The sequence below is a fragment of the Enterobacter cloacae complex sp. I2 genome (genome assembly GCF_014896205.1).
In the GTDB taxonomy this organism is placed as follows: Bacteria; Pseudomonadota; Gammaproteobacteria; order Enterobacterales; family Enterobacteriaceae; genus Enterobacter; species Enterobacter quasihormaechei.
Genome location: NZ_JADBRA010000027.1, coordinates 1 through 25,497, shown reverse-complemented (window position 1 = coordinate 25,497; position 25,497 = coordinate 1). Strand labels below are relative to the sequence as shown.

The 25,497-nt window shown below is 56.0% G+C and carries 22 protein-coding genes and 1 other RNA gene; 9 read left to right on the top strand and 14 right to left on the bottom strand.

Going from position 1 to position 25,497, the window contains the following annotated elements; translation table 11 throughout:
• Positions 1-6: 6 nt before the first annotated feature.
• Together IM300_RS20275 and IM300_RS20270 are read right to left on the bottom strand one after the other, a co-directional pair.
• Entirely contained in the window at positions 7-402 is a 396-nt protein-coding gene (locus tag IM300_RS20275; RefSeq protein WP_063867592.1) for a YraN family protein, read from the bottom strand.
• Positions 360-2,498 carry a penicillin-binding protein activator gene (locus tag IM300_RS20270; RefSeq protein ID WP_193038062.1) on the bottom strand — a complete coding sequence of 713 codons (2,139 nt, stop codon included), beginning with the start codon at positions 2,496-2,498 and terminating at the stop codon, positions 360-362. Before IM300_RS20270 ends, IM300_RS20275 begins: the two co-directional genes overlap by 43 nt.
• A 61-nt stretch (positions 2,499-2,559) precedes the next feature.
• On the opposite strand from IM300_RS20270, the gene rsmI reads away from it, so the two are divergent.
• Positions 2,560-3,423, top strand: coding sequence for a 16S rRNA (cytidine(1402)-2'-O)-methyltransferase (rsmI, locus tag IM300_RS20265; protein ID WP_193038060.1), 864 nt, complete (start codon positions 2,560-2,562; stop codon positions 3,421-3,423).
• A gap of 5 nt (positions 3,424-3,428) precedes the next feature.
• Positions 3,429-4,409, top strand: coding sequence for a Fic family protein (locus tag IM300_RS20260; RefSeq protein ID WP_193038058.1), 981 nt, complete (start codon positions 3,429-3,431; stop codon positions 4,407-4,409).
• Between the two features lie 19 nt (positions 4,410-4,428).
• On the opposite strand, the gene IM300_RS20255 is transcribed toward IM300_RS20260, so the two are convergent.
• From IM300_RS20255 to kbaZ, 11 genes are all read right to left on the bottom strand, one after another.
• Positions 4,429-6,318 carry an enterotoxin gene (locus IM300_RS20255; RefSeq protein WP_193038056.1) on the bottom strand — a complete coding sequence of 630 codons (1,890 nt, stop codon included), beginning with the start codon at positions 6,316-6,318 and terminating at the stop codon, positions 4,429-4,431.
• A gap of 15 nt (positions 6,319-6,333) precedes the next feature.
• Positions 6,334-7,506 (bottom strand): PatB family C-S lyase, encoded by a 1,173-nt coding sequence (locus IM300_RS20250; RefSeq protein ID WP_193038054.1) that lies wholly within the window; start codon positions 7,504-7,506, stop codon positions 6,334-6,336.
• Positions 7,507-7,518: 12 nt separating this feature from the next.
• Entirely contained in the window at positions 7,519-9,090 is a 1,572-nt protein-coding gene (gene malX, locus IM300_RS20245) for a maltose/glucose-specific PTS transporter subunit IIBC (protein WP_193038052.1), read from the bottom strand.
• Positions 9,091-9,207: 117 nt separating this feature from the next.
• On the bottom strand, positions 9,208-10,080 hold the full coding sequence (kbaY, locus tag IM300_RS20240) for a tagatose-bisphosphate aldolase subunit KbaY (RefSeq protein WP_193038050.1): 873 nt from the start codon (positions 10,078-10,080) through the stop codon (positions 9,208-9,210).
• A gap of 12 nt (positions 10,081-10,092) precedes the next feature.
• Positions 10,093-11,238, bottom strand: coding sequence for an SIS domain-containing protein (locus IM300_RS20235; RefSeq protein ID WP_193038047.1), 1,146 nt, complete (start codon positions 11,236-11,238; stop codon positions 10,093-10,095).
• A gap of 246 nt (positions 11,239-11,484) precedes the next feature.
• Positions 11,485-12,618: an N-acetylglucosamine-6-phosphate deacetylase gene (gene nagA, locus IM300_RS20230; protein WP_193038045.1), complete on the bottom strand. Its 1,134-nt coding sequence runs from the start codon at positions 12,616-12,618 to the stop codon at positions 11,485-11,487.
• Positions 12,615-13,049, bottom strand: a complete 435-nt coding sequence (agaF, locus tag IM300_RS20225) for a PTS galactosamine/N-acetylgalactosamine transporter subunit IIA (RefSeq protein WP_063867601.1) — start codon at positions 13,047-13,049, stop codon at positions 12,615-12,617. The genes nagA and agaF overlap by 4 nt, the downstream gene beginning before the upstream one ends.
• Positions 13,050-13,065: 16 nt before the next feature.
• Entirely contained in the window at positions 13,066-13,944 is an 879-nt protein-coding gene (gene agaE, locus IM300_RS20220) for a PTS N-acetylgalactosamine transporter subunit IID (protein WP_063451074.1), read from the bottom strand.
• A complete protein-coding gene (gene agaW, locus IM300_RS20215; protein WP_193038043.1) occupies positions 13,934-14,713 on the bottom strand; it encodes a PTS N-acetylgalactosamine transporter subunit IIC in 780 nt (259 codons plus the stop codon). The genes agaE and agaW overlap by 11 nt, the downstream gene beginning before the upstream one ends.
• 10 nt (positions 14,714-14,723) lie before the next feature.
• Positions 14,724-15,197: a PTS N-acetylgalactosamine transporter subunit IIB gene (gene agaV / locus IM300_RS20210; RefSeq protein ID WP_193038041.1), complete on the bottom strand. Its 474-nt coding sequence runs from the start codon at positions 15,195-15,197 to the stop codon at positions 14,724-14,726.
• A 19-nt stretch (positions 15,198-15,216) separates the two neighbouring features.
• Positions 15,217-16,524, bottom strand: a complete 1,308-nt coding sequence (gene kbaZ, locus IM300_RS20205) for a tagatose-bisphosphate aldolase subunit KbaZ (RefSeq protein WP_193038095.1) — start codon at positions 16,522-16,524, stop codon at positions 15,217-15,219.
• Between the two features lie 239 nt (positions 16,525-16,763).
• On the opposite strand from kbaZ, the gene IM300_RS20200 reads away from it, so the two are divergent.
• Positions 16,764-17,567, top strand: a complete 804-nt coding sequence (locus IM300_RS20200) for a DeoR family transcriptional regulator (RefSeq protein WP_063867605.1) — start codon at positions 16,764-16,766, stop codon at positions 17,565-17,567.
• Between the two features lie 59 nt (positions 17,568-17,626).
• On the opposite strand, the gene garD is transcribed toward IM300_RS20200, so the two are convergent.
• A complete protein-coding gene (gene garD / locus IM300_RS20195) occupies positions 17,627-19,198 on the bottom strand; it encodes a galactarate dehydratase (RefSeq protein WP_193038039.1) in 1,572 nt (523 codons plus the stop codon).
• Between the two features lie 365 nt (positions 19,199-19,563).
• Here garD and garL point away from each other — a divergent pair, with 365 nt between their 5' ends.
• The 6 genes from garL (at position 19,564) to IM300_RS20165 (ending at position 24,991) form a co-directional block, all read left to right on the top strand.
• Positions 19,564-20,334, top strand: coding sequence for a 2-dehydro-3-deoxyglucarate aldolase (garL, locus tag IM300_RS20190; RefSeq protein ID WP_063867607.1), 771 nt, complete (start codon positions 19,564-19,566; stop codon positions 20,332-20,334).
• A gap of 21 nt (positions 20,335-20,355) precedes the next feature.
• A complete protein-coding gene (gene garR, locus IM300_RS20185; protein WP_112791841.1) occupies positions 20,356-21,246 on the top strand; it encodes a 2-hydroxy-3-oxopropionate reductase in 891 nt (296 codons plus the stop codon).
• A gap of 56 nt (positions 21,247-21,302) precedes the next feature.
• Positions 21,303-22,448 (top strand): glycerate 2-kinase, encoded by a 1,146-nt coding sequence (gene garK, locus IM300_RS20180; protein WP_131636438.1) that lies wholly within the window; start codon positions 21,303-21,305, stop codon positions 22,446-22,448.
• A 32-nt stretch (positions 22,449-22,480) separates the two neighbouring features.
• Positions 22,481-22,857, top strand: an RNA gene (gene rnpB, locus IM300_RS20175) — RNase P RNA component class A.
• Between the two features lie 312 nt (positions 22,858-23,169).
• A complete protein-coding gene (locus IM300_RS20170) occupies positions 23,170-24,591 on the top strand; it encodes a PAAR domain-containing protein (RefSeq protein ID WP_193038037.1) in 1,422 nt (473 codons plus the stop codon).
• Positions 24,581-24,991, top strand: a complete 411-nt coding sequence (locus IM300_RS20165; protein WP_193038035.1) for a hypothetical protein — start codon at positions 24,581-24,583, stop codon at positions 24,989-24,991. The genes IM300_RS20170 and IM300_RS20165 overlap by 11 nt, the downstream gene beginning before the upstream one ends.
• The last annotated feature ends 506 nt before the right edge of the window (positions 24,992-25,497 follow it).

Sequence of the window (25,497 nt, the reverse complement as noted above, 5' to 3'; positions counted from 1 at the left end):
TCTTATTTATGCGTCTTCGCCAAACGCGTTTTTAAGCCAGTCGATCGCATTTCCGGTGAAGGCTACCACATCGAAACGGCAATCCACAGTATCAAAACTCCCATTATGGCGGGCAAGCCACAAGTGGGCAGTCTGTAATAATTTTTGTTGTTTGGCGAGCGTCACGCTGGCGGCAGCACCGCCAAAACGGGACGACTGTCGGTAGCGTACTTCAACAAACACGATGGTGTGACCGTCTTTCATGATCAGGTCAATTTCGCCGCCGCGCCCGCGAACGTTGGCGGCGACAAAACGCAGTCCTTTGCCTTCAAGCCAGCGGCGCGCTTTTAACTCCCACGCGTCGCCGGTCTGCTTACGGCTTAACTGGCCGGGACGATCTGCCCCTGCTGGTATTTGAGCCATGATAACTTCCTGTTAATCACACAATCCTGATTGGCGGTCAGATCGCCGGTATTACCGTTAAGCTCAAAGCCCGGTACCTGACGCATCTGGGTAAAGTGGTTTGCCAGCGCCCAGGCATCGACGCCCATTGCGTACAGGCGCGCCAAGGAATAATCATTGCGCACCGCGCCCAGCGCCTGCTGCATCAGCTGCGGGTTACTGCCTGCCAGCATAGGGATTTCGCTGTATTGCAGCCCATCCATTTCCAGACGGAAATCCGGGCCTGCGGTACCCTGCGCGCTGCGCGAGCTGGCGTAGAGGGTTGCGCCGCTCTGGCTGCCGTTACGCATGGCGATCATCGGTTTGATAAAGGCGATCTCTTCCGGCGTCGCGACGATGTACGCCGAATCCACCTTACCGCCGCCGCTGATCTGCGCGTCGGTAGGTGGCGCCGGGATGGTCAGGTCGCCGATGGTGACGCTCTGCTGCTGCGGCAGGCTGGCGGAGACCGGGCTACCATTAAGAGCAATACCTGCACCGCCGTTCACGCCCGCTCTCAGTTCGGACGCGGAGCCAAATTTCTGCTGCAACACCACGCCACCGCCCAGGCTCTGCCACTCCTGCGCAAACGCGTTGGCGACGCGGTCGCCCAGCGCGCTGCGCGGGATCAGCAGCAGCGGCGCCTGTTTACCCTGCTCGTGAATATGACGCGCCGCATCGCGGGCCTCATCCTCCGGAGAGAGCGCGAAGTAACAGATGTTGGCGCGGTTCTGTACCTGCTCAGGCTGGTTAAGCGCCAGCACGTTCAGCGTGATGTTGCTCTTCATCAGCGCTTCCACATTGTTTTTCAACAGCGGGCCTACAACGATGCTGGCCCCGTCCTGCTGAACCTGCGCCAGCACCTGATCGAGCGGCTGGGCGCTGGTGTCGTAAATTTTCAGTTCTGCACCAGGGTTAGCGCTGGTGGTTGCCACAGCCTGCTGCTGGGCCGCTGGCTGCTGTTCCGGCTGCGCGGCTTGCGGCTGAGGCTGTTCTGCCGTGACGGGCGCCTGAGTTTCAGCCGGTGTCTGCGTCGCAGCAGGCGCTGGGGCAGCGGCTGGCGTCGTTGGGGCGGTAACCGGGTTCTGCATGGTGCCCTGCGCAGGGGTTTGCGCGGTGGTCAGGTCTTCGGTTTCAGCAGCCGACGGGCTGACAACGTCATTCACGTTTGCCGCCTGTGCAGCCTGTGCCGGAACCGCGCTGCCGCTGACGGCGGTAGTGCCGTTTTTGGCGGCTTCAAAACCCTGCTGAATGGCGCGTCCAAACACCGCTGCCTGGCCGTTTAACGGCAGCAACAGGGCGATTTTGCTGGTGGAAGCGGGCTTAAAGTTTTGCACGTTCACCAGCTGCGTTGGCAGCATTTTTGCCCCCGGGTTTTGCGGGTAGCGCTTTTGCCAGTCGGTAATACCGGCTTTCAGCATGTCCGGATCGCTGCGGTTGTTGAACCACATCTGTTGCAAATCCAGCCAGCCTTGCAGGACATTTTCATCGGCATTAATCACCAGCGCCCTGGCCTGCTCCTGGGTCATGGAGGCGAGCGCCTGCCAGGTGGCGTCAATATTTTTCTGCTTGTCCGCACCCGCGAGCAGAGGCTCCTGGGCAATCAGCGCGCGGAGTAGCGTCAGGGAAGGGCGACCCTGCTCAGCGGTGATACCGGCCTGCCAGAAACGGGCCTGCTGATTTTTATCCAGGGTGCTTAGATCGATGGTGCCGAGGATCTTCTTCGCGCCGTCGTCATCTTTCTGCGCAACCTTCAGTTCAGCCGACAGCAGGGTCTGCTCACGACGCTGCTCGTCGTTAAGCTCCTTCGGCAGCTGGCTGAAAAGCTCGGCGGCCTGCTGGGTTTTGCCTTCCTTCAGCAGTGCACGAATGGCGAGTAATTGCCAGTTGATCCTGGTATCATTTGTACTCTGCGACATTTGTTGCAGATAAAAGCCAGAATCAGCCTGAGCGGATCCCTGCATATGAGCAGTGCTCTGGTCGGGTGCCTGGGTGCCGCAGCCTGTAAAGATCAGGGCTGCCAGCAGGAGGGGCACGCTGTGCGCGGCTTTTTTTCGAAGAAACGTTAACGGTACCATACTGTATCCAGTGATTTTTTTACGCAATGCTCAATATTAAATCGGCAATACGGACGAGACAATGAAACAACACGAAACGGCAGATAATTCTCAAGGCCAGCTTTATATTGTACCTACTCCTATCGGGAATTTGTCTGATATTACCCAACGTGCACTCACTGTATTGCAAGCTGTTGATTTAATTGCTGCTGAAGACACCCGTCATACCGGTTTACTGCTGCAACACTTTGCCATTAACGCCCGTTTGTTTGCCCTGCACGATCACAATGAGCAACAAAAAGCCGAAACGCTGGTGGCGAAGCTTAAGGAAGGGCAGAACATCGCCCTGGTCTCTGATGCGGGTACGCCGCTGATTAACGATCCGGGTTACCATCTGGTGCGCACCTGCCGTGAAGCCGGGATACGCGTGGTGCCGCTGCCGGGGCCGTGTGCTGCTATTGCCGCATTAAGCGCGGCGGGTCTGCCGTCCGATCGTTTCTGCTACGAAGGTTTCCTGCCCGCCAAATCCAAAGGCCGCCGCGACGTGTTAAAGGATCTGGAAGCCGAACCGCGTACCCTGATTTTCTACGAATCCACGCACCGCCTGCTGGAAAGCCTGGAAGATATGGTGACCGTCTGGGGCGAAGGGCGCTACGTGGTGCTGGCGCGCGAGCTGACCAAAACGTGGGAAACCATTCACGGTGCGCCGGTCGGCGAGCTGCTGGCGTGGGTGAAAGAGGATGAAAACCGCCGCAAGGGCGAAATGGTGCTGATTGTCGAAGGGCATAAAGCGCAGGAAGACGCCCTGCCTGCCGATGCGCTGCGTACGCTGGCCCTGCTACAGGCTGAACTTCCTCTGAAAAAAGCGGCTGCGCTGGCGGCAGAGATCCACGGCGTGAAGAAAAATGCGCTGTATAAATATGCACTGGAGCAGCACGGGGAGTAAGTGACATGAGCCGCTATCAGCCGCCATTTACTATCACGCCATTTATTCTTAATCAGGTTGTTGAGATTGGTGAACTATTGGGGCACTGGGCGGCTCATTCAGGCAGAACATCACCCTTACTGCGCAAAGAGAACAGGATACGCACTATTCAGGCTTCCCTGGCCATCGAACATAACTCATTAACGACCGGACAAGTGACGGCAATCATGGATGGTAAACGCGTACTTGCACCTGAAAAAGATATTCAGGAAGTACGCAATGCTATCCTGGCATATGAGAAATTGACCGAATGGAAGCCCTGGAAGCTCAACGACTTACTCAGTGCACACCGATTATTGATGATGGGTCTGGTCGATCACCCCGGAAAGCTCAGAAAGGGGGACGTAGGGGTGTACCGTGGAAACCAGTTAGTCCACATGGCCCCGCCAGCGTCACAAATGAACCGCCTTATCGACGATCTTCTTTCCTGGCTTAAGCAGACCGATCTTCACCCGTTGATTGCCAGCTCGGTATTTCACTACGAGTTCGAATTTATTCATCCCTTTTCGGATGGAAATGGCCGCATGGGGCGGCTGTGGCAAACGTTGATCTTAAGTCAGTGGCGTGCAGAACTTGCATGGCTGCCCGTTGAAACACTCATTCACTTCCAGCAATCGCGCTATTACCAGATTTTAGGACAATGCGATCGGGCCAGTGATTGCACGGCGTTCGTGGCGTTTATGTTACAAAATTTGGCCGAAGCTTTGCGGGAAGGCATCGACATGACATCCGTCATGTCGGAAAAAATGTCGGAAGAATTGTCGGAAAAGGAAAACACTATCCTTGAGCTGCTTACCGTTCAACCGCAAATGACTGCGTTGATGTTGGCCTCTGTATTGGGGGTGACTTCCCGCACTGCGGAACGTTATCTCCGTTCTTTGCAAACAAAGGGTAAATTAAAACGCCTGGGGGCAAGGAAAGGGGGAAGCTGGCAGGTCATGCCTTAACCTGCCAGCTGAACACTTTTTATTTCCCAGGCATCGCCTCAAACACCAGCGTTTCCAGCGGTTGCAGGGTGATCACCACGGCGTTTTTATACTCCTCCGGTACGGTTGAATTGCTGCCGTACACGGCTTTGAGGGTAAACTGCGAACGCTCTCCTGCTGGGATCTCAAAATCTTTCGTTAAATCCAGGTAGTAACGTTGCGGCTTATCCGACGGGTTGCGTAAGCCAAAAATCGCTTTGTCTTTGCTCCAGGAAGCCCAGCCGTAAACCTGAAGCGCAGTCGGGTCACCGCCAATCCAGTGAGTGTCCACCAGCACGCTGGCATTCTCACGCGACCATTTTGCGGCCTGCGCCAGGGTATCCCACTTCGCCTTGTTGAGCATGGATGGCGTGATGTACAGTTCCTGCAACTGGGTGCCGGTTGCGAAGTAGCTCCACACCTGGTCGGCAAAATCGCTGTCCGTTTGCACCTTCTCCAGACCGTAATACGCATTCTCGGCGCTGACGATACCGTGATACATCAGCGAGTTCAGCGGGAACAGCGGACCTTTGCGCACGATGGATCGCCAGGTTTCGGCATCGCGGTAGGTCATCCACTGCTGCACCGGCGTGCCGGGGCCGTACAGGTTGATATCATCGCCCTGACGCCAGATCGCGTCAGCATAGAACAGCCATGACGGGCTGGCGTCGGTGCCGGTCGTCAGGTTGATAAACAGGTTTGGGTTGGCGCTACGCATGTTATGCAGCAGGGCGATTGACGCGTCGAAATCTGAGGCAAACGGACTCCCCTTGATATGCGAGTTGGCGTTGCCCATGCCGTCGAGCTTAAACGAGGTAATGTGCTCGTTTTCGATCAGCTTGATGATCCGATCGTTAAAGTTTTTAAAGTAGTTCGGCCCTGACAGCGCCAGCTTCCCGTCTACGGTTTCAAATCCGTACTCTTTTGCATGCGAGACGCGAATATCGCGCGGCTTGTTGTAGCCGCCCCACGGTGAAAGCCACAGCCCAACCGAGCTATGCAGGCTGTCGGCTTTCTCCCTGACCTTGCCGAAACCGTTGCTGAATGCCGGGCCAAACAGCCACCGACCGGTGCGATCGTCCCAGCCATCGTCCAGCAGGAACGCGTCCAGCGCCACGCCGCGCCCGGCGATAAATTCCTTGTTCCATTCGTCCATCCGTCCCAGCACATCCTGCTCGGAGTACGGGGTAAAGAAGCCGATGTCCATCCAGCTGTTGTAGTGCAGATAAGGCTTGTACGGCCGCGGACGCACGGCATCAATAAACTGGTTCACGCTGCGGCGCAGTTGGCTGGGTTCCGGGAAGGTGCCAAACCAGGTGGTATAGCTGACCGGCGCTTCAGGCTGAATGGGCGTTTTCAGCTCGACGTTCAGGTTCGTGGTGGCTTCATAAGCGTAAGTATTTACAATCGGTTTGTCTGGCAGAATGAAGAACGAGTCGGCCACGATCGGCGAGCTGTTGATCGCCCCGTCAACGTAAGGCGCCTGGGACTGCTTTTTCGTCGGGAAGAAGGTGATTTTCGCCACGTCCCGCGGCTGGCCGACCGCAGCGATGGTGTAATCGATACTGGCGTATTTATCCTTCACCAGGTTCAGCTTCACCGTCACGTTAAAATCCGGATGCGTAAAATCGACGACAATCGCGTTGTCCTGCTTTTCGACGTGCTTGATTTTAAAATCAGCGGTATGGATTTTTGTTTCATCCGGCAGCGTCAGAAAAAACAGCTCCTGCGGCGCGAGCGGATGGTTAGCCCTGCTGTCCTTTACCACGGCCGCTGCGTTTGCATCATCAAACGAGAGGGCAATAGCGTCGTTGCTGAGCGCGTAGTTCGCTGCGGCCGCGCCGTGAGACACGCAAAGCGCCAGCAGCGAGAGTGTGAGCACTTTTTTCATCGGGTAAGATCCTTATCAGTAATGCTTCAGCATTCGGTTGATGGACTGCTCCAGCCAGTAGCGCTGGGTGCCGAAGTTGATCCGCAGGTAGTTTTCGCCGTTCTGGACGTAGTGGCTGCCGTCTTCAATGACCACGCCAGCCTGTTTTGCGAAATGTTGGGTGAGCGCCGTCGCGCTGCGATCGTCCGCGCTGACGTCTACCCAGGCGAGATACGACGACTCCGGGTTCATCATCTTCCACGCCGGGAAGTGGGTCTGAATGGCATCCGCCAGGTAGCGGGCATTGCCGCGCAGATAACCGTTCAGCGCGTCGAGCCACGGCAGGCCGTGCTGATAGGCCAGAATAATCCCCCACACGCCGAAGATATTTGGCGAGGTAATGGAGTTCTTCTCAAGCTGCTGACGGAAGCGCTGGCGCAGCGAATCGTCTGGAATCATCGAGTAGGATGTTTTTAGCCCCCCCAGGTTGAACGCTTTATTCGGGGAGGTCAGCACAATCAGGTTATCCAGCGCGGCGCAGCCGGAGGTCAAACAGCTCACGAACGTGCCGTCGAGAATATGTTCCGCGTGCACCTCATCAACCACCAGAATGGTGCCGTAGCGTTTGCAGAGCTCGGAGACCTGGCGGATCTCATCCGCGCGCCAGATCCTGCCGGAGGGGTTATGCGGCGAGCAGAAGAACCACAGCGCGGGTCGGTGCGTTCTGAGCAGCGATTCGGTCAGGTTAAAATCAAGCTGGTAGCGGTTATCTTCCACGCGCAGCGGGTTAGCGAGTACTTGCACTCCTTGCCGCTGCGTCGCCATGGCAAACGGATCGTAGACCGGGGTGTTCATCATCACGCAGTCGCCGGGTGTGCAGAACGCCTGAACCGTATAGTGCAGCGTGGACACGGTGCCGTAGGTCAGGGTGATCCATGACCTCTCCACCTCAACCTGATGACGGGTGCGCTGGAAGGCGATGACCGCATCGTAGAATTCATCGAAGCACCAGGTATAACCGAAGGTGCCATGCTCCACGATGCGCTGAAAGCCTTCAGTCACGGCGGGTGGCGAGGTGAAGTCCATATCTGCTATCCACAGCGGGATAAATCCCTCCGGGACATCACCGAAACGCGAGCACACAAACGCATGATCCCATTTACGGCACTTATCGCTTTTACGCTCAATGATCCTGTCGAAATCAAACACAACGACCCCCTGTTAAATTAAGGCTTCAATGCCGGTTTTGACGCTCTGCACCTGCGGGCCGATGATCACCTGAACGCTGTGGGCATCAAGCACCACGACGGACAGGGCGCCCGCGGCCTTCAGCGCCTGCTGGTCGATAAGCCCCATATCTTTCACTACCAGACGCAAGCGGGTAATGCAGTTGTCGAGCGACTCAATATTCTCTTTGCCGCCAAGCGCACGAAGAATAAGTCCATGATCGTATTTCGATTTTCCACGTGCCCGGGTATTGGCTTCCACCGCCTGGAGCGCACCCTGCGCGTCAACCTCACGGCCCGGCGTTTTAATATCGTGTTTGAGGATGTACCAGCGGAAGACGAAGAAGTAGATAGCAAACCAGGCAATACCCACCGGGAACAGCAGATACCATTTGGTCGACGTTCCCTGCATGACGCCGAAGATCAGCAGGTCCAGAATGCCGCCGTCGGTGTTGCCGATGGTGACGCCGAGCAGCGCCATCACCAGCAGCGCCAGGCCCGACATAACGATATGGAAGGCATAAAGCACAGGGGCGATAAACAGGAACAGGAATTCAATCGGCTCCGAAATGCCGGTGACCACCGAAACCAGCACGCCGGAAAGCAGCAGCCCTTTAATCACCGGACGGTTTTCCGGGCGCGCGGTGCGGTAGATGGCATAGGCCACGGCAGGCAGGCCGAAGATAAAGGTCGGCATAAAACCTTGCGATAAAAATGCCGTAACGTGCGGGCTAAACGGCAGGCCGGCCTTCAGCTCGGCGTAGAAAATATTCAAAGCACCGGCCACCTCATGGCCGTTGACCATCTCCACGCCGCCCGCCGGGGTGAAGCGCACCATCGCCAGCAGAATGTGATGCAGGCCAAACGGCTTGAGCAGCAGCACGCCCACGCCATACAGGAACGGCCCAAAAACGCTGGTGCTCTGGATAATATGACCAATCCCGGCAATGCCCATCGCCACATATTTCCACAGCAGGGGGATGAACAAACCGACCAGCGACAGGGTGAGGGCGGTAATAATCGGGACAAAACGAATGCCGCTAAAGAAGGCAAAGGCGTCGTGCAGCACCGTGTCCTGAAAGCGTTCGTGCAGGAAGTAGGTGATGACCCCCACCACAATGCCGCCCAGCACGCCCATCTCCAGCGTTTGAATGCCCAGCACGATGGATTGTCCCACCTGTCTCATGGTGGCGGCATCGGCAAGCTGGTGGGTGGCGGTCAGGTAATAGTTGATGCTCATGTTCATCAGCATGTAGCCAACGAATCCGGCAAAAGCGCCTACCGCTTTATTGCGTTTGGCAAGGCCCATCGGGATCGCCATTGCAAACATCAGCGGCAGGTAGGTAAAGGCAAACCCGCCGACCATGGCGATAAAACCAAAGGTCAGCTGCGTTAACTCGCCGCCCAGAAAAGGAAAACTTTTGATGGTGGAGGGGCTGGTAACGGAACTGCCAATACCCAGCAGCAGCCCCATAAAGGCAAGCAGGGACACCGGGAACATAAAGGTCTTTCCCAGGCTTTGGAAAAATTCCCACGCTTTCGATTTAAACGACTTTTCCTGTGTCATGTAGGGACTCCTCGGATTTTTTAGGATAATGGAAGGCGCTGTCCGGCTTAAGGACGCGCCTTCATATTTGCGAGGCTTATAGTTATTTTTTAGGTATTGATGTAATGCGCAATGGGATCAGGCTTCAGCCGGAAGCAGCAGTCGGTTTGCCGAGCCGCAAACGGTGATTTTGCTTCTGACCACCTCCTTCATGGCATCCATGCCGACGCGCATGTAGAAGCGCGGATCGTTGCCCTGCGGGTTTTCGGCAAACCAGGCTTTAACGGCGTCGGAGAAGGCGATTTTCAGTTCTGTTGCAACGTTCACTTTGCAGACGCCCAGCTCAATGGTGCGGCGCACGTCCTCATCCGGCACATCGCTCGCGCCGTGCAGCACCAGGGGCACCGTCACCACCTCGCGGATCTCGGCCAGCCGCTGGAAGTCAATTTTTGGCCGTTTGGTATAGAGGCCGTGTGCGGTACCGATGGCAACGGCGAGGCTGTCCACTCCTGTCAGCTCGACAAAGCGTTTCGCTTCCTGCGGGTCGGTCAGAAACGCGCTTTCGGCGTCGACGCTCATGTCATCTTCCACCCCGCCCAGTCGTCCCAGCTCGGCCTCGACGCTACAGTCGTTGAGGTGGCAGAAATCGACGACCGACTTCACCAGCTTCACGTTTTGTTCGAACGGGTAATGGCTGCCGTCGATCATTGCGCTGCGTACGCCGGCATGGACTTTGCGGCGAATGTCGTCCAGCGATTCGTGGTGATCGAGGTGGAGCGCCAGCGGCATGTCATAAGTGTGGGAATAGGCGCTGCACAAAGCGTAAATCTCTTCCAGCGCAATATGTTTAAACGTACCCGGCGTACCCGCGAGGATCACCGGCGAGCGCATCTCGCTACAGACTTCGAGGATCGCCTGGATCGTCTCGGCGTTGTGGATGTTAAAGGCCGGAACGGCATAGCCCTTCGCCTGCGCGTCCTGCAAAAGGTATTTGGTAGAAATAATGCTCATGAGCCTGTCCTCTTAAGCCTGCCACGGATGAATAACAACGCCCTGGACCACACGGTTAACCGTACCGCTGGCGGACGGCGTATCCGGCGTATTGCCAACGTGCAGGGACTGGGTGAGTGCAAAGACCTGGGCGTACATCAGGAAGCAGAATGCCTGCTCCATATCGTTAAACGCGCGGGAAGCCGGCAGCAGGATATGCGGGCCCGCTTCAATGACCGGATCCGTTTCGGCTGCAATGGCTACCACGCGCATGGCCTGGCGATCGCGATGCAGCTCGGCGAGCAGATCCAGATCGTACCGACGCGTATACGGATGGCTGGAGATAAACACGACGACCAGCGTTTCGTTGTCTACCAGCGACTTAGGCCCGTGACGAAAACCCGCTGGCGAATCGTAGAATGCCGCCAGCTTGCCGGCGGTCAGCTCCAGCACCTTCAGCGCAGATTCCCGCGCGGCGCCCTGTAATCCACCGCTGCCCAGATAAACGATGCGCTTCCACGGTTCGTTACCAAAAACGCCGTGGCTGAAATCGCCGAGCGACGTGAGGATCGCCTGACAGCGATCGGATACGTCGCGGAACGTTTTGCTGTTGATCGTTTCCGGTGCGAATACCGCCAGGCAGCTCGCCATCATGGTGGTGATGCTGCTTGTCATCGCGAACCCGCGATCGTGCGTTTCAGCCGGCATGAGCAGAGCGAAGGCGTTATCGCTGTCGACGGCATTCTGGTACAGGCTGCCCGCTTCATTACAGGTGATCGACAGGTGGTAGCACTCCGGCACAAACTGGTTCGCCAGCTCAACGGCGGCGACGCTCTCCGGGCTGTTGCCGGAACGGGCAAAAGAGACCAGCAGCAGCGGGTGCGCAGGGCTGAAATAATCCATCGGATTGGTGACCAGATCGGTCGTAGGGATCGCGGTCATGTTTTTCCCTGTGCGGCTGGCAAGCCATGGCGCAATGATATCGCCGATAAAAGCGGACGTGCCCGCACCGGTCAGAACGATCCGCAGATCGGGTTTGCGCAACAGTGGCGTCAGAAAACCGTCGATCGACGCGCGCAGGTTATCGATATTGCTGAGCGAGCGAAGCCAGCTGGCTGGCTGCTGGCGGATCTCTTTTTCGGTCCAGGTGCCGGTGGTGGCGGTAGTGGTTTGTGGCATAACTCAGTCCTTAGTCGTGTGAATTCCACATCAGACGCTGGCAAACGTGTCGCTATCTTTCGTTTCGTTTCACTTGTTCACTTAAGCAGTTAAAGAAAATCTATAGAAAAGAAATCGAAAGTTCAATGGCGAAAAAGAAATAAAACGAAAAGTGTGATCGCGAAAGGAAAGGTAAAAATTAAGGAAAGGAAAAGAAAGGACTTACGATCGCATTCCGTAAGGCCAACAGAGCAGACTGTGAAAGGGCTATAGCGAAAACACCTGACCCTGAAGCCAGATCTGCCGGAGGTGTAAACCTGCGTCCAGCGCAATAATGTTGGCGCGTTTGCCTGGTGCTAACGATCCCAGCAGGTGGTCCATACCGAGCAGGCGGGCGGGATGCAGCGAGGCCATATGAATAGCGTTCTCTGCGGGAACCCCCGTATGCTCCACCATATGTCGCACGGCGGCATCCAGCGCGAGCGTGCTGCCCGCCAGCCCGCCGGAGGCCGTGCGGACAACGCCGCCCTGCATCTCGACCTTTTCACCACACAGCGTATAGCGCCCGTCGGGCATCCCCGCCGCCTGCATGGCATCGGTGATCAGCACCGTGCGATCCTTCGCACAGCAACAACACAGCCGCATGGCTCCAGGGTGAACGTGGTGACCGTCGGCAATCAGCTCCAGCCACGCGCGTGGGTCCGTCAGCCCGGCGCCAACCATGCCGGGCTCCCGGTGGTGTAACCCCGTCATGCCGTTGTAGCAGTGCACCAGCCCGGCTGCGCCTGCGTCAAATGCGGCAAGGGTCTGCGCGTATGTAGCGGCGCTGTGGCCCAGCATGACGCGTATCCCTTTCTGGCTGAGGTGATGGATCGCCTTCAGGGCGTGCGCTTTTTCCGGGGCCAGCGCCACAACCCGCAGCGTGTCCTGCGAAACCGCAATCAGCGCATCAAGTTCCGCAAAATCCAGTTCGCGAAACAGTTCTGGCGGGTGTGCCCCTTTATTCTGTGGCGTAAAGTACGGGCCTTCCAGATAGCTCCCCAGAACCTGCGCGCCGGGGCCACCTGCATGACAGCGTCGGGCAATACGCCTTAACGCGCCATGGATCGCCTCCAGCGGAGCGGTGACGGTGGTGGGTAAAAACGCCCCCACACCTTCACGTGCTTTATGCATGGCTAACCGGTCCAGCACGTCGGGTGCATCATCCATCACGTCCACTCCCGCGCCGCCGTGGACGTGGATATCGATATATGCCGGGCAAAGCAGGTCCGCCTCGCGGACGTTAACCCCTGCCGGTATCGGCTCGATGGCGGTGATGACGCCTCTTTCGATACGCAGCTGGTGATCATCCAGCCAGCCCTGCCCGGTAAGCAGACGACGCGCGCGCAGCACCTGGCTCATATCCCTTCCCCGGCGGGCACGTCCTCGCGACAGCGGGCTAGCTCATCCACCAGGCTGGTCAGGCCGCGATGGCCGCACTCCAGCGCCTGCAAACGAAACGCTTCGCTGCTTAATCCGTCGCGATCCAGCACCATCTCCAGCAAAAGCTGGAGGTTGGTGCCGGCGATCACTTCGCTGCCGGGCCGCTGCATCGCGAGGGTAGAAGCCACACGAAACGGCGTCCCGCCGAGAAGATCGGTGAGAAACACAATATCGTGCTCTGCGTCCAGTTCAGTCACTGCCTGCTCAAGCTGCGCGGTCAGCCGCGCAGTGGTGGAACTTTCCGGAAAATCGATGGCGATAAACTGCGGCTGTTCGCCGAGGATCTGCTTCATCGCCTGTTCAAGCCCGCTGGCAAAACCGCCGTGACCCGTCAAAATAATGCCTAACATCGCAACCTCTTTGCGTTTACAGGAAGTGACAGAATTTACCGACCACGCCCAGCACCACGGTGATACCAATCAGGCGCAGCGGGCTCCAGCCACGGCGTACCAGCCAGAACATGGTCAGGGTGTAGACCAGCGGCAAAAACGCCGGCATCAGCTTGTCGATCACGTCGGTTTGCAGTTTGACGACCGCATCCCCGGCTTTAATCTCGAGTGTGGTATTCAGGCGCACATAGGTTGCCACCAGCGCACCAATTACCGTCATCCCGACAATGGACGCAGCATGGCCAACCTTTTTGGTGTTGGCCTTGATCAGCGGGATCGCGGCGACACCCATTCGGTAGGCATAGTGCGCCAGGCCAAAGCGCAGGCCGAGATGCACCACGTTGAACAGCACGATAAAAACCACCGCGCCAAGAATGGAGCCTTGCAGCGCCAGGCTGGCACCAATACCGCCGCAGATGGGTAACAGGGTCAGCCAGAACATGGCGTCACCAATGCCCCCGAGCGGCGCGCCGACGGCAATTTTCGTGCTCTGAATGCTGTTCACGTCCTGCTTTGATCGTTCCATCGCCAGAATAATGCCGATAACAAAGGTCACCAGGAACGGATGGGTGTTGAAGAAGCCCATATGGCCCTTCATGGCGCGCGCCAGGTCCCGTTTATTGGTGTGGATCTTTTTCAGCGCGGGCAGCAGCCCGTACAGCCAGCCGGAGGCCTGCATACGCTCGTAGTTGAACGAGGCCTGTAACAGCATGGAGCGCCAGGCCACGCGGTTAATGTCTTTTTTGGTCAGCTCCGCGCCAATGGTCTGGTCTTCATAGACGTTTTCATTCACGCCGCTCAGCAGCGTCTCTTCACTGACGGACGCGCCCGGCAGGGTGGTGTGATTAGATGCCATCTTCAAATTCCTCTTTCTGGGCTGCGGGCGCCGTCGGTTCAGGCGACTTACGCAGCAGGTCGATCAGCGCCATCGCCAGCGCAGCCGCCGCAATCGCCAGCACCGGAAGCTTCAGCCAGGCCGCGGCGACAAAACCGATAATGAAGTAAGGGATGTAAACGTTTTTCATCATGATCTTCAGCAGCACGGCGAAGCCGATCGCTGGCATGATGCCGCCCGCGACGCCGAGACCGTCGATCAGACGCTCCGGCAGAATAGCAATGGCGTTTTTCGCGTGTTCAGCACCGAAGTAGATGGGCAGAAACGCGCACAGGAAATAAAAAACGCCGAGCGCCAGCAGCGCCAGATAGTTGACTCGCTCAATGCCGTCGGTGTCCGCGTTAGCCGCCATGCGATCGCAGCGGGACATTACGCCGGACATCACGGAGAAGAGGAACGTAATACCCATCTGCACCGCCACGGCAAACGGTACGGCCACCCCAACGGCGACATCCGGCTTCACGCCCGTGGTGATGGCAAACGTGGTGCCAACGATGGTGCCGATAATCACGTTCGGCGGCTGCGCGCCCGCCAGCGGCGCCAGGCCCATCCAGACCAGTTCTAAGGTACCGCCGGTCAGAATACCGGTGTGCAGGTCGCCCAGTATCAGGCCAACCAGCGGCCCGAGCACCACCGGACGGTGCATGTGTGTTAAGCCGTTAAACATATCCAGGCCCGCGATAAAGGCGAGAAGCCCGAGCGCGAAAGCCTGCAAAAGACTGATTTCCATTGTGAATCCCTCAGAGCAGTTTAAAGAGATCCAAAGCAGTCTCTGTTGGAACGCCCTGAACGAAGCATTCCACGCCGGCCGCCCTCAGGCCGTTAAACGCGGCGATATCGTTCGCGTCTACAGATACCGTTTTGGCAATTTGCTGTTTGCCACTGGCATAATGCATATTTCCGACGTTGATACGGGTGATGGGTACGCCGCCCTCTACCAGCGTTAAAAAATCAGCCGGTGCTTTGCAGACCAGCAGAATTTTCTGGCGGTCGGCGGCGCGATGAATGTTGTCGATGACCTTTTGCAGAGACCAGAAACGCACGGCGATACCTTCCGCAAGCACCATTTCCATCAGGTTTTGCTGCACCGGATCGTCCGCAACCTCGTCATTTGCCACCAGCACCAGGTTTGCCCCCGCAAACCCCACCCACTGCACGCCCACCTGTCCGTGGATCAGGCGCTCATCAATGCGGCATAAGACAATGTTTGGCATAGCGTTTTCCTCTTTTTAATTATGCGTGTTGAGTCGTTACGCCTTCGCAGGCGGCATGGTACTGCTGGAGTATGTCCTGAATGTGGTCGAGGATGAGTTCCCGTGGCTTTGACTTGAGAGCGCCCTCGCGAACTTTGCTGTACTGCAAAGGCAGATACTGGCTGATCAGCGGCAGCGGGATCGGTTCATCCGCAAGGTTGCGTACCAGTCGCTCAAAGGCGTCGTCAATCTGGCTGTCTGGCCAGTAATAACGCACGCGGTCGGAGTAGCTGTAGCCGCGGGCCAGGCGTCGGGCGTTGCCGTCACCGTGATAGTGGCTTTGCCAGTATTCCGGGCGATCGAGCATCACGTTTTCCAGGACGTGACGCAGCCCGGAGCAGGCTTTTGCCGGCAGCAGCTCTTCTTCAATGGCCGCCAGCGAGAACAGCGCTTCGCGCAGGGCAAAGGTCAGGGCAGGGCCGACTTTAAGAATGGCGAAGTGATCGTTCACCAGCTGGCGCAGCGCCTGCGGCGTCTGGTAATCGGTAGAATGTGCTTCGAATACCAGCGTGTCATAGGCTTCAACCATTTTGCTCAGCGCGACGGCTTTATGCGGCTGATAGTCACAAACGTGCGCATGATCGAACTCAACGCCGGGCTGTACCACCAGGCCAATAATGCGCGGCCAGATGTCGCTTAACCCTTCCTTCTCGAATGCGTGGCGGTGTGCCTCAAGCGTGGCGCGTGCCGCCTCTGGCGTGGTGACCTCAAGCTCGGTCAGCGTGTCGTGCGCGCCGCCGGGAACCGGAACTTCCGTGCCGATAACGTAGACCAGATCGGCTACACCAAATTGCTCAAGACAGGTTGTTTCGGCAATTTTTGCCAGACGCGCGGCGCGCCCGGCAACGATCGCATCGGTTAAAGGAACCGGATCGTCTTCGCAGGACATGCTGCAATCGAGATGGATCTTCTTGAACCCGGCAGCCACGTAGCTTTTGATGAGATCGTCGGCGTTCGCCATCGCCTGCAAAGCCGGCAGGTTTTGCCAGCGGTTGGGACCGAGATGATCGCCGCCAAGGATCAGCTGCGAGGTGGGGAAACCGAGAGATCCCGCCAGCGTGCAGACAAACCCATGAAAATCGGCGGGCGTCATACCGGTATAGCCGCCAAACTGATCCACCTGGTTTGAGGTGGCTTCAATCAGCAGAGGCGTCTGTTGAGAATGGGCGTAACGAATTGCAGCTTCAAGTACCAGTGGATGTGCGGAACAGACGGCATAAATCCCGTTTGTATTCCCCCGTTTATGGTGTTCCACCATTTCTGTCAGATGTTTCACTTTCCTCTCCATTTCGGATGGTGTTGGCATTCATCTTTCGTTTTGTTTCATTTGATACTGCATTATGGTGCGGTAAAAATAAAACGAAAGATAATAGTTTTCCGATCTGTTTCACAAAAGAAACATAATGAAAGGTTTCAGCGGCGGTTAAGCGTGCGTCAGCGCGCCTTACAGGGCTTGCATTCCCTTAAAAGAAAGGCGTTAATAAGCAAAACGAAATGAAACGAAAGTTTATTTACTAAGGAGCTCGTATGAGCAGCACCGATCCATCCGCAGAGAAGCGCATCACCGGCACCAGCGAAAGGCGAGAGCAGATCATTCAGCGGTTGCGGGCGCAGGGAAGCGTGCAGGTTAACGATCTTTCTCTTTTATACGGCGTGTCGACGGTGACGATCCGTAACGATCTGGCCTTTCTGGAAAAGCAGGGGATTGCCGTTCGCGCTTACGGCGGCGCGCTGATTTGCGAAGGCAATATGCCCGGCGTGGAGCCGTCCGTTGAGGACAAAAGTTCCCTTAATACGGCAGTGAAGCGCAGCATCGCGCAGGCGGCGGCTGAGCTGGTGAAGCCGGGCCACCGCATTATTCTGGACTCGGGTACCACGACCTGTGAAATCGCCCGTATGCTGCGCCAGCACACCGACGTTATTGCCATGACCAACGGGATGAACGTGGCGAACGCGCTGCTGGAAGCAGAGGGAGTGGAGCTGCTGATGACCGGTGGACACTTGCGCCGTCAGTCGCAATCTTTCTACGGCGACCAGGCGGAGCAGTCGTTACAGAATTACCATTTTGACCTGCTGTTCCTGGGCGTCGACGCCATCGATCTCGATCGGGGGGTGAGTACGCACAATGAGGATGAAGCCCGCCTGAATCGAAAAATGTGCGAGGTGGCAGAGCGCATTATCGTTGTGACCGACTCCAGCAAGTTTAACCGTTCAAGCCTGCATAAAATCATTGATACCCAGCGGATCGATATGATTATCGTCGATGAAGGTATTCCGGCAGAGAGCCTCGACGGGCTGCGGAAAAGCGGGATTGATGTGGTGCTGGTGTAGGGTTTTGTCCCTTCACCCTAACCCTCTCCCCACAGGGGAGAGGGCAGAATGAGAGGCCATCACGTCACCGGCGCCGGATTAAACACCGCCAGCTGGTTATGCAATCCCCATTGATCAGAGAAAGTTTTCTTCCGCCCGCTCGCCACGTCCAGAATGAAGTGGAACAGCTTCCAGCCCACATCCTCAATACTCTCTTCCCCGGTGGCGATGGTGCCCGCGTTGATATCCATTAAGTCATACCAGCGGTTTGCCAGCTCGGTGCGGGTCGCCATTTTGATCACCGGTACCGCCATCAGGCCGTACGGCGTGCCGCGCCCGGTGGTAAAGACCTGTACCGTAATGCCGGACGCCACCTGCTGGGTGCCGCAAACAAAATCACTGGCAGGCGTTGCCGCGTAAATAAGGCCGCGTTTGGTTGGCCGCTGGCCCGGAGAGAGCACTTCCACAATCGCACTCTGGCCAGATTTGGCAATTGATCCGAGGGCTTTTTCCACCACGTTCGCCAGGCCGCCTTTCTTGTTACCCGGGGACGGGTTTGCGCTGCGGTCGGTTTTGCCCATATCAAGATAGTTATCGTACCAGGCCATCTCCTCCAGCAGACGTTTGCCCACTTCCTCGTTGACGGCGCGCGGCGTAAGCAGGTGGATGGCGTCACGCACTTCGGTGACCTCGGAGAACATCACCGTGGCGCCGCAGCGCACGAACAAATCCGACGCGTAACCCACCGCCGGGTTGGCGGTGACGCCGGAAAACGCATCGCTGCCGCCGCACTGTGTCCCCACTACCAGCTCAGAGGCCGGGCAGGTTTCGCGCTGGCGTTTGCTCAGCGTGTCCAGATGGCGCTCCGCCACCTGAAGAATATCGTCGACCATGGAACGGAATCCGACGTGACGTTCGTCCTGGAGACGAACAATGCTGGCATCGTCTACCGGAATGGCTTTCACATCCTCAGTACCCTGCAACAGGCGTTCAGGCTGCAATTTCTCGCAGCCGAGGCCAATCACCATCACCTCGCCGCCAAAGTTTGGGTTGAGGGCGATATTGTGGATTGTGCGGATTGGCACGACCGCCGCGGGCGCGTTGATCGCCACGCCGCAGCCGTACAGGTGGTTAAGCCCCACCACGCCGTCAACGTTGGGGTATTTCGGCAGCAGATCGCGCTCAATAATTTTCACCACGTAATCCACGACGCCCGCCACGCAATGCACGCTGGTGGTGATGCCGAGCAGGTTTTTGGTTCCCACGCTGCCGTCCGCGTTGCGGTAACCTTCGAAGGTATAGCCCTCCAGCGGCGGCAACGGCTCAGGGACGCGGGTCGCCAGCGGCAACGTTTCCAGCGGCGGGGCCGCTGGCAGCTCAACCAGCGACTCTTCAACCCAGCTACCCTGCGGGACAGGGCGTACCGCATAGCCGATGACTTCGCCGTAACGCACGATTTCGCCGTGCGTGGGGATATCGACCAGCGCGACCTTGTGCCCCTGCGGAACGTGCTCAATCAGCTCCAGCCCGTCCGGGAATCGGGTACCCGCTTTCAAGCCATTGTCGTTGACAATAATCGCCACGTTGTCGGTATCGTGCACTTTTATATAGAACGCCGTCGGCGACGCCTGTCGAATTTGAATATCGGCCATTGTTTACGCTTCTCCAGCAAAATATCTGATACTAAATATAGCCAGATGGTTAATTGTTTCTTATTGAAGAAATAAAGAATGTCAGGAGAGGAAAGGTGAGAATGTGATCGCGATCGCTCCCGAAACACTAATCGTTGATTCTGTGCATCAGCGCCCACTGCTTTGTGCATATGCTCAAGATAGCGTTCAAATTCCACTCGATAACTGAGCATTGAAACAATGTACTGCCGTCGGGCGGCGATTATACTGAATGACGATTTTATAACGCCAAAATTCAGTCAGAAAATAAATATAACCCTGACGCTGCGTCGGAATAAATAAAAATGATGCTGGCTAAAACTGCGGAATTAAAAAAGGTATAAGCGATGAGTAATGATATCTTCCCGAATAAGTTTAAAGCAGCCCTCGCGGCGCACCAGATCCAGATTGGCTGCTGGTCTGCGCTGGCAAACCCCATCAGCACGGAAGTGCTGGGCCTGGCCGGATTCGACTGGCTGGTGCTGGACGGCGAACATGCGCCAAACGATATCAGCACGTTTATTCCGCAGCTGATGGCGCTGAAAGGCAGCCACAGCGCGCCGGTGGTGCGTGTGCCCACCAACGAGCCGGTTATCATCAAGCGTTTACTGGATATCGGCTTCTACAACTTCCTGATCCCGTTTGTTGAAACGGAAGAAGAAGCGGTGCTGGCCGTAGCGGCGACCCGCTATCCGCCGGAAGGGATCCGCGGAGTGTCCGTTTCGCACCGCGCCAACATGTTTGGCACCGTGCCGGACTATTTCGCCCAGTCCAACAGGAACATCACCATCCTGGTTCAGATCGAGAGCCAGCAGGGTGTCGATAACGTCGACGCCATTGCCGCGACCGAAGGCGTAGACGGTATTTTCGTCGGCCCGAGCGATCTGGCTGCCGCCTTTGGTCATCTGGGCAATGCCAGCCACCCGGACGTACAGCGCGCGATCCAGCACATTTTTGCCCGTGCCAAAGCCCACGGTAAGCCGTGCGGCATTCTGGCGCCGGTGGAAGCTGACGCCCGCCGCTACCTGGAGTGGGGCGCAACGTTTGTTGCCGTCGGCAGCGACCTCGGCGTATTCCGCGCGGCCACGCAGAGATTAGCAGACGCTTTTAAAAAATAACCATCATTGAGGAAACAGATTATGACGCTGAAAGTGGGTTTTATTGGCCTGGGTATCATGGGCAAACCAATGAGCAAAAACCTCATCAAAGCAGGTTACTCGCTGGTGGTTCTCGACCGTAATTCAGACGCGGTGGCAGAGGTGATTGCGGCCGGCGCAGAAACGGCGACAACCGCAAAAGCGATCGCCGAGCAGTGCGATGTCATCATCACCATGCTGCCAAACTCTCCGCACGTGAAAGAGGTGGCGCTGGGTGAGAACGGCATTATCGACGGCGCGAAGCCGGGCCTGGTGGTGATCGACATGAGTTCAATCGCACCGCTGGCGAGCCGCGAAATCAGCGAGGCGCTGAAGGCGAAAGGCGTGGAGATGCTGGACGCACCGGTCAGCGGCGGCGAGCCCAAAGCCATCGACGGCACCCTGTCGGTGATGGTGGGCGGCGATAAAGCCGTCTTCGACAAATACTACGACCTGATGAAAGCGATGGCTGGCTCCGTGGTGCACACCGGTGACATCGGCGCGGGTAACGTCACCAAGCTGGCAAACCAGGTGATTGTGGCGCTGAACATTGCGGCCATGTCGGAGGCGCTGACGCTGGCCACCAAAGCGGGGGTGAATCCGGATCTGGTCTATCAGGCCATTCGCGGTGGTCTGGCGGGTAGCACCGTGCTGGATGCCAAGGCACCGATGGTGATGGATCGTAACTTTAAGCCAGGTTTTCGTATCGACCTGCACATTAAAGATCTGGCGAATGCGCTGGATACGTCACACGGCGTGGGGGCGCAGCTGCCGCTGACTGCCGCCGTCATGGAGATGATGCAGGCGCTGCGTGCGGACGGTCTTGGCACTGCCGATCACAGCGCGCTCGCGTGCTACTACGAAAAACTGGCGAAGGTCGAAATTACTCGCTAATGACGTCCTGCCCGGTGGCGCAACGCATACCGGGCCTACGGTCCAGGCTTACAACTATGAAAATCGTAATCGCGCCAGACTCTTATAAAGAAAGCCTGTCTGCCACCGAGGTGGCGCAGGCGATAGAAAAAGGATTTCGGGAGATTTTCCCCGACGCTCATTACGTGTCGGTTCCCGTTGCTGACGGTGGAGAAGGTACGGTTGAAGCGATGATCGCCGCGACTCAGGGCACCTGGCAGCAGGCTGTCGTCACCGGTCCGTTAGGGGAAAAAGTGAATGCCCGCTGGGGGATCTCTGGCGACGGGACGACCGCGTTTATCGAGATGGCCGCCGCCAGCGGCCTGGTGCTTGTTCCTCCCGCGCTGCGTAACCCGCTGGTCACAACGTCTCGCGGGACGGGGGAGCTGATCCTCAGCGCACTGGATAAAGGCGCGCGCAATATCATCATCGGTATCGGCGGGAGCGCCACCAACGACGGGGGCGCCGGCATGATGCAGGCGCTGGGCGCGAGGTTTACGGATGCCAACGGGACGGAGATCGGCTACGGTGGCGGTAGCCTGATGGCGCTTAACCGTATTGATATTTCGGCGCTCGATCCGCGTCTTCAGGGATGCGCAATCCGCGTCGCCTGTGACGTGACGAATCCGCTGGTCGGTGAAAGCGGCGCGTCGCGTATCTTTGGCCCGCAAAAAGGCGCCACCGAGGAGATGATCCTCGAACTCGACGCCAATCTTAGCCACTATGCCGAGGTGATCAAAAAATCTTTGCGCATCGACGTGAACCCGGTTCCGGGGGCAGGAGCGGCGGGCGGCATGGGCGCGGCGCTGATGGCCTTTCTGGGGGCTGAGCTGAAAAGCGGCATTGAGATTGTCACTCAGGCGCTCAATCTTGAAGAACATATTCACGACTGCACCTGGGTACTGACGGGCGAAGGGCGCATCGACAGCCAGAGCATTAACGGTAAAGTGCCCGTCGGCGTGGCGAGCGTCGCCAAAAAATACCATAAGCCGGTGATAGGGATTGCCGGAAGTCTGACGCAGGACGTGGGCGTGGTACACCAGTACGGCATCGACGCGGTGTTCAGCGTACTGACCAGCATCGGCTCACTGGAAGAGGCGTTCCGGGGCGCGTATGACAACATTTACCGCGCCTCGCGCAATATCGCGGCCACATTGCAGGTAGGCATGCGTAGCCAGGGGTGACAGCGGCGCGCAAACCCTCTATACTGCGCGCCGAAGCTGACCAGACAGTCGCCGCTTCGTCGTCGTCCCTTTCGGGGGAGACGGGCGGAGGGGAGGAAAGTCCGGGCTCCACAGGGCAGGGTGCCAGGTAACGCCTGGGGGGGAAACCCACGACCAGTGCAACAGAGAGCAAACCGCCGATGGCCCGCGCAAGCGGGATCAGGTAAGGGTGAAAGGGTGCGGTAAGAGCGCACCGCGCGGCTGGTAACAGTCCGTGGCACGGTAAACTCCACCCGGAGCAAGGCCAAATAGGGGTTCACATGGTACGGCCCGTACTGAACCCGGGTAGGCTGCTTGAGCCAGTGAGCGATTGCTGGCCTAGATGAATGACTGTCCACGACAGAACCCGGCTTATCGGTCAGCTTCAACTTCTTCTAAAACGATCGTTGATGTGTCTCAGGTAGTGAAATGAGATACATCAACGGTCGCAATAACCTTTATTATTACCTCCTGCAACACCATATACAAATTCTACTATTCTGATCATAAAAATGTTTACTGTTGAGGCTCAATAATAAGAGCTTCGTTAATTCATCAACAGAATAAGAACACAGTAATATCCGTATAATGAATAATTAGAAATGCCATTTTATTTTAACAACAATACATTCCGAATGATGTAGTTTATTTGTATAATGAGGATTTGGGTTAAATAGAACGACATCAAGTAAAGGGATTTATAATGGGAGTCAAAGGTAATTATCTTTTCAGAGGTGATAAAACCACCTGTGGCGGTGTAATCATAGATGGATGTCCTGACCATCAGCACTTTGGGAAAGACATGGTCTGCGAAGGTCACAGAGTAACCTGTGGCAAGCATAAAGGGCTTTATCGTATTACGGGAGGGATTCGCGACACTATCCATGGTAAGAGAATTGCAGGTACTTTGCATAGCCGCAGTTCTTGCCCATGTAGATCGCGCCTTGTTCCCTCAAACTTTGATGATAATTACGAGCTTGATATTGAAGTGACGCCAGCCAGCATTGGCTCACAGCGAATTGCCAACCTGTCTGAAGTGCCTGAACCCATTCATCAGGCACAATCTACAAAGAAAGATTCCAAATCTGATAAACCTAAAGGTATAGATGCTGGTTTTACCATTATTCCGTATGGTGGGACAACAGAAGCCTGGCAACGTCTGTTATTCACAGAGAACCCACCAGCAGGTGTAAAAGAACTCTTTGCCGCGTTGAACGGCCCGCATGAAAGATATAAAGCTGGTTCTATTATGCTGGTGGTTGACCCTGATAAGCAGGACAGCGAACAAATTGCACATATGCAGGCCGCGAAAGCGCGAGTTGATGCAGCGTTAGCTCCTCTCTCCATTCAGCAAGCTAACTTTCTCTACAAGTACAAAGACACCATTGAGATGTTCGCTGCTGCTGCCAGTACGGCGAGCGATACTTATGGATACTCAGGAAAAGCAACCGAAGCCGCGAAAGGTTATTTTGAACAGGTAGAAAAAATCCTTGTCGAGATAGAGAAAACCTACAAGAACCAGTACATCACCAGTGGCACACTGATCGGTGAACAATTTTTTGTCGAGCGCCGCCGGTTATTCGGTCAACTCGATAGTGTGCTGAAGATGTTCATGAAGCATCGTTTCATGTTCAATGAATACGCAGAACTGAAAAACGCCCTTGGCCTGTCCAGTAGTTCAATCACCCATCGCTGGAATGAAACAGGCGTTAGCGATATTGAGGGTTACGCCACCCACATCGAGAAGCTGGCGAAGTACGTCAAGTGGATGGAAACCGCTGGGAAGATCGGGATTGGCATGTCTGCACTCGATACCGCCGCAAAGATCACGGAAGCCTGCACTGTGGGCAGAGATTGTGCGAAAACGTCGTTTACCTCCATTGGTGAATTTTCCGGGAGCCTGATCGGCGGTGCGATAGCTGGAAAAATTGCGGGTACAGCCGCAGCAAATACTGTCTGTGCGATAGTGCTTGGCGCTGCAACTATAGAAGCCGCAGGTGCTGGAGCATTACTTTGTACGCTCGGAGTAAATGGCGCTATTGCATATGGTAGCGATAAAGCTACATCTGCGTTCGGTGGCTTCGTTGGTGAATCGCTATATGAGGTTACAAGTAATGACCATTAATGCCCTACTTAACGCCAAGTTAACAGTAATCATCGGAGCACTTGCTTTCGGCTTCGGTATAGCCAGTATCATAGCCTCAGTTCTGAACAGGGATAGATTTAAGGAGATCTGCATCCTGTACAAAGAAAAATACGGTAGTCTGCCCAATGCTGTATTGCTGTTCGAGAACGTCAACACGCTTTATGTCAAAATAGCATATAGCACAAAAGTGAGTTTTATATACATGCCGCTGTTGTGGAATAAAAGCTCAATCCTGACCAAAAACGATGACAAGGACTTTATACGTGGGCTACCAAAACGGCTTATTGGCCCGTTCTACGTGGAGATATACTTGGCGGTTGTCAGTCTGTTGTTTTTTATCATTGGCGTGTTACAAATGTTAGCAGTTAGGCATGGCTGAGTGTGAAAAGTGCTTCACTCGGTGGGTTTGCTCTGTAACACAAACTGCGATCGAGTCTGCGACACACGACAACCCCAGCGCCGCAGATACCTGACGTATCGTTGAACGAACCCGGCTTATCGGTCAGCTTCAACTTCTTACGAAACCCCGCTTCGGCGGGGTTTTTGCTTTCTGAAGAAAACAGTCCGGGTAAGCGCTGCGCCAGCCGACATCAATTCTCAATTTTGCGACGCTAAGCACATTTCACTGTTTACTCCGCCACGCGCTCCTCTCATCCTCCGTAGATGATCGTAATCACGAAATTTAACGCTATAAAATAAGAAAATTTCAGTGTTGATTAGATGTTGCATTTGTTGATTTGCTGAAAATAAATGTTTTTCTAATTGATAATCAAATATTGAATCTAAAAACATTCTTCTGGTGAATGTGTGATATATCCCACTCTTTATTCTGAAATAGTATTAATATTCCTGGTAAAGTTGATAAACCACAAAAATGTTTTAAAT

Excerpts from the sequence above, each read along its gene's own strand:
- agaF (WP_063867601.1), bottom strand. The coding sequence starts at position 13,049 with ATGTTAGGCATTATTTTGACGGGTCACGGCGGTTTTGCCAGCGGGCTT.
- agaW (WP_193038043.1), bottom strand. The coding sequence starts at position 14,713 with ATGGAAATCAGTCTTTTGCAGGCTTTCGCGCTCGGGCTTCTCGCCTTT.
- garD (WP_193038039.1), bottom strand. The coding sequence starts at position 19,198 with ATGGCCGATATTCAAATTCGACAGGCGTCGCCGACGGCGTTCTATATA.
- kbaZ (WP_193038095.1), bottom strand. The coding sequence starts at position 16,524 with ATGGAGAGGAAAGTGAAACATCTGACAGAAATGGTGGAACACCATAAA.
- IM300_RS20235 (WP_193038047.1), bottom strand. The coding sequence starts at position 11,238 with ATGCCACAAACCACTACCGCCACCACCGGCACCTGGACCGAAAAAGAG.
- garK (WP_131636438.1), top strand. The coding sequence starts at position 21,303 with ATGAAAATCGTAATCGCGCCAGACTCTTATAAAGAAAGCCTGTCTGCC.
- IM300_RS20200 (WP_063867605.1), top strand. The coding sequence starts at position 16,764 with ATGAGCAGCACCGATCCATCCGCAGAGAAGCGCATCACCGGCACCAGC.
- agaV (WP_193038041.1), bottom strand. The coding sequence starts at position 15,197 with ATGCCAAACATTGTCTTATGCCGCATTGATGAGCGCCTGATCCACGGA.
- garL (WP_063867607.1), top strand. The coding sequence starts at position 19,564 with ATGAGTAATGATATCTTCCCGAATAAGTTTAAAGCAGCCCTCGCGGCG.
- agaE (WP_063451074.1), bottom strand. The coding sequence starts at position 13,944 with ATGGCATCTAATCACACCACCCTGCCGGGCGCGTCCGTCAGTGAAGAG.
- malX (WP_193038052.1), bottom strand. The coding sequence starts at position 9,090 with ATGACACAGGAAAAGTCGTTTAAATCGAAAGCGTGGGAATTTTTCCAA.
- IM300_RS20275 (WP_063867592.1), bottom strand. The coding sequence starts at position 402 with ATGGCTCAAATACCAGCAGGGGCAGATCGTCCCGGCCAGTTAAGCCGT.
- garR (WP_112791841.1), top strand. The coding sequence starts at position 20,356 with ATGACGCTGAAAGTGGGTTTTATTGGCCTGGGTATCATGGGCAAACCA.
- nagA (WP_193038045.1), bottom strand. The coding sequence starts at position 12,618 with ATGAGCCAGGTGCTGCGCGCGCGTCGTCTGCTTACCGGGCAGGGCTGG.
- kbaY (WP_193038050.1), bottom strand. The coding sequence starts at position 10,080 with ATGAGCATTATTTCTACCAAATACCTTTTGCAGGACGCGCAGGCGAAG.
- IM300_RS20170 (WP_193038037.1), top strand. The coding sequence starts at position 23,170 with ATGGGAGTCAAAGGTAATTATCTTTTCAGAGGTGATAAAACCACCTGT.
- IM300_RS20270 (WP_193038062.1), bottom strand. The coding sequence starts at position 2,498 with ATGGTACCGTTAACGTTTCTTCGAAAAAAAGCCGCGCACAGCGTGCCC.
- rsmI (WP_193038060.1), top strand. The coding sequence starts at position 2,560 with ATGAAACAACACGAAACGGCAGATAATTCTCAAGGCCAGCTTTATATT.
- IM300_RS20165 (WP_193038035.1), top strand. The coding sequence starts at position 24,581 with ATGACCATTAATGCCCTACTTAACGCCAAGTTAACAGTAATCATCGGA.
- IM300_RS20255 (WP_193038056.1), bottom strand. The coding sequence starts at position 6,318 with ATGAAAAAAGTGCTCACACTCTCGCTGCTGGCGCTTTGCGTGTCTCAC.
- IM300_RS20260 (WP_193038058.1), top strand. The coding sequence starts at position 3,429 with ATGAGCCGCTATCAGCCGCCATTTACTATCACGCCATTTATTCTTAAT.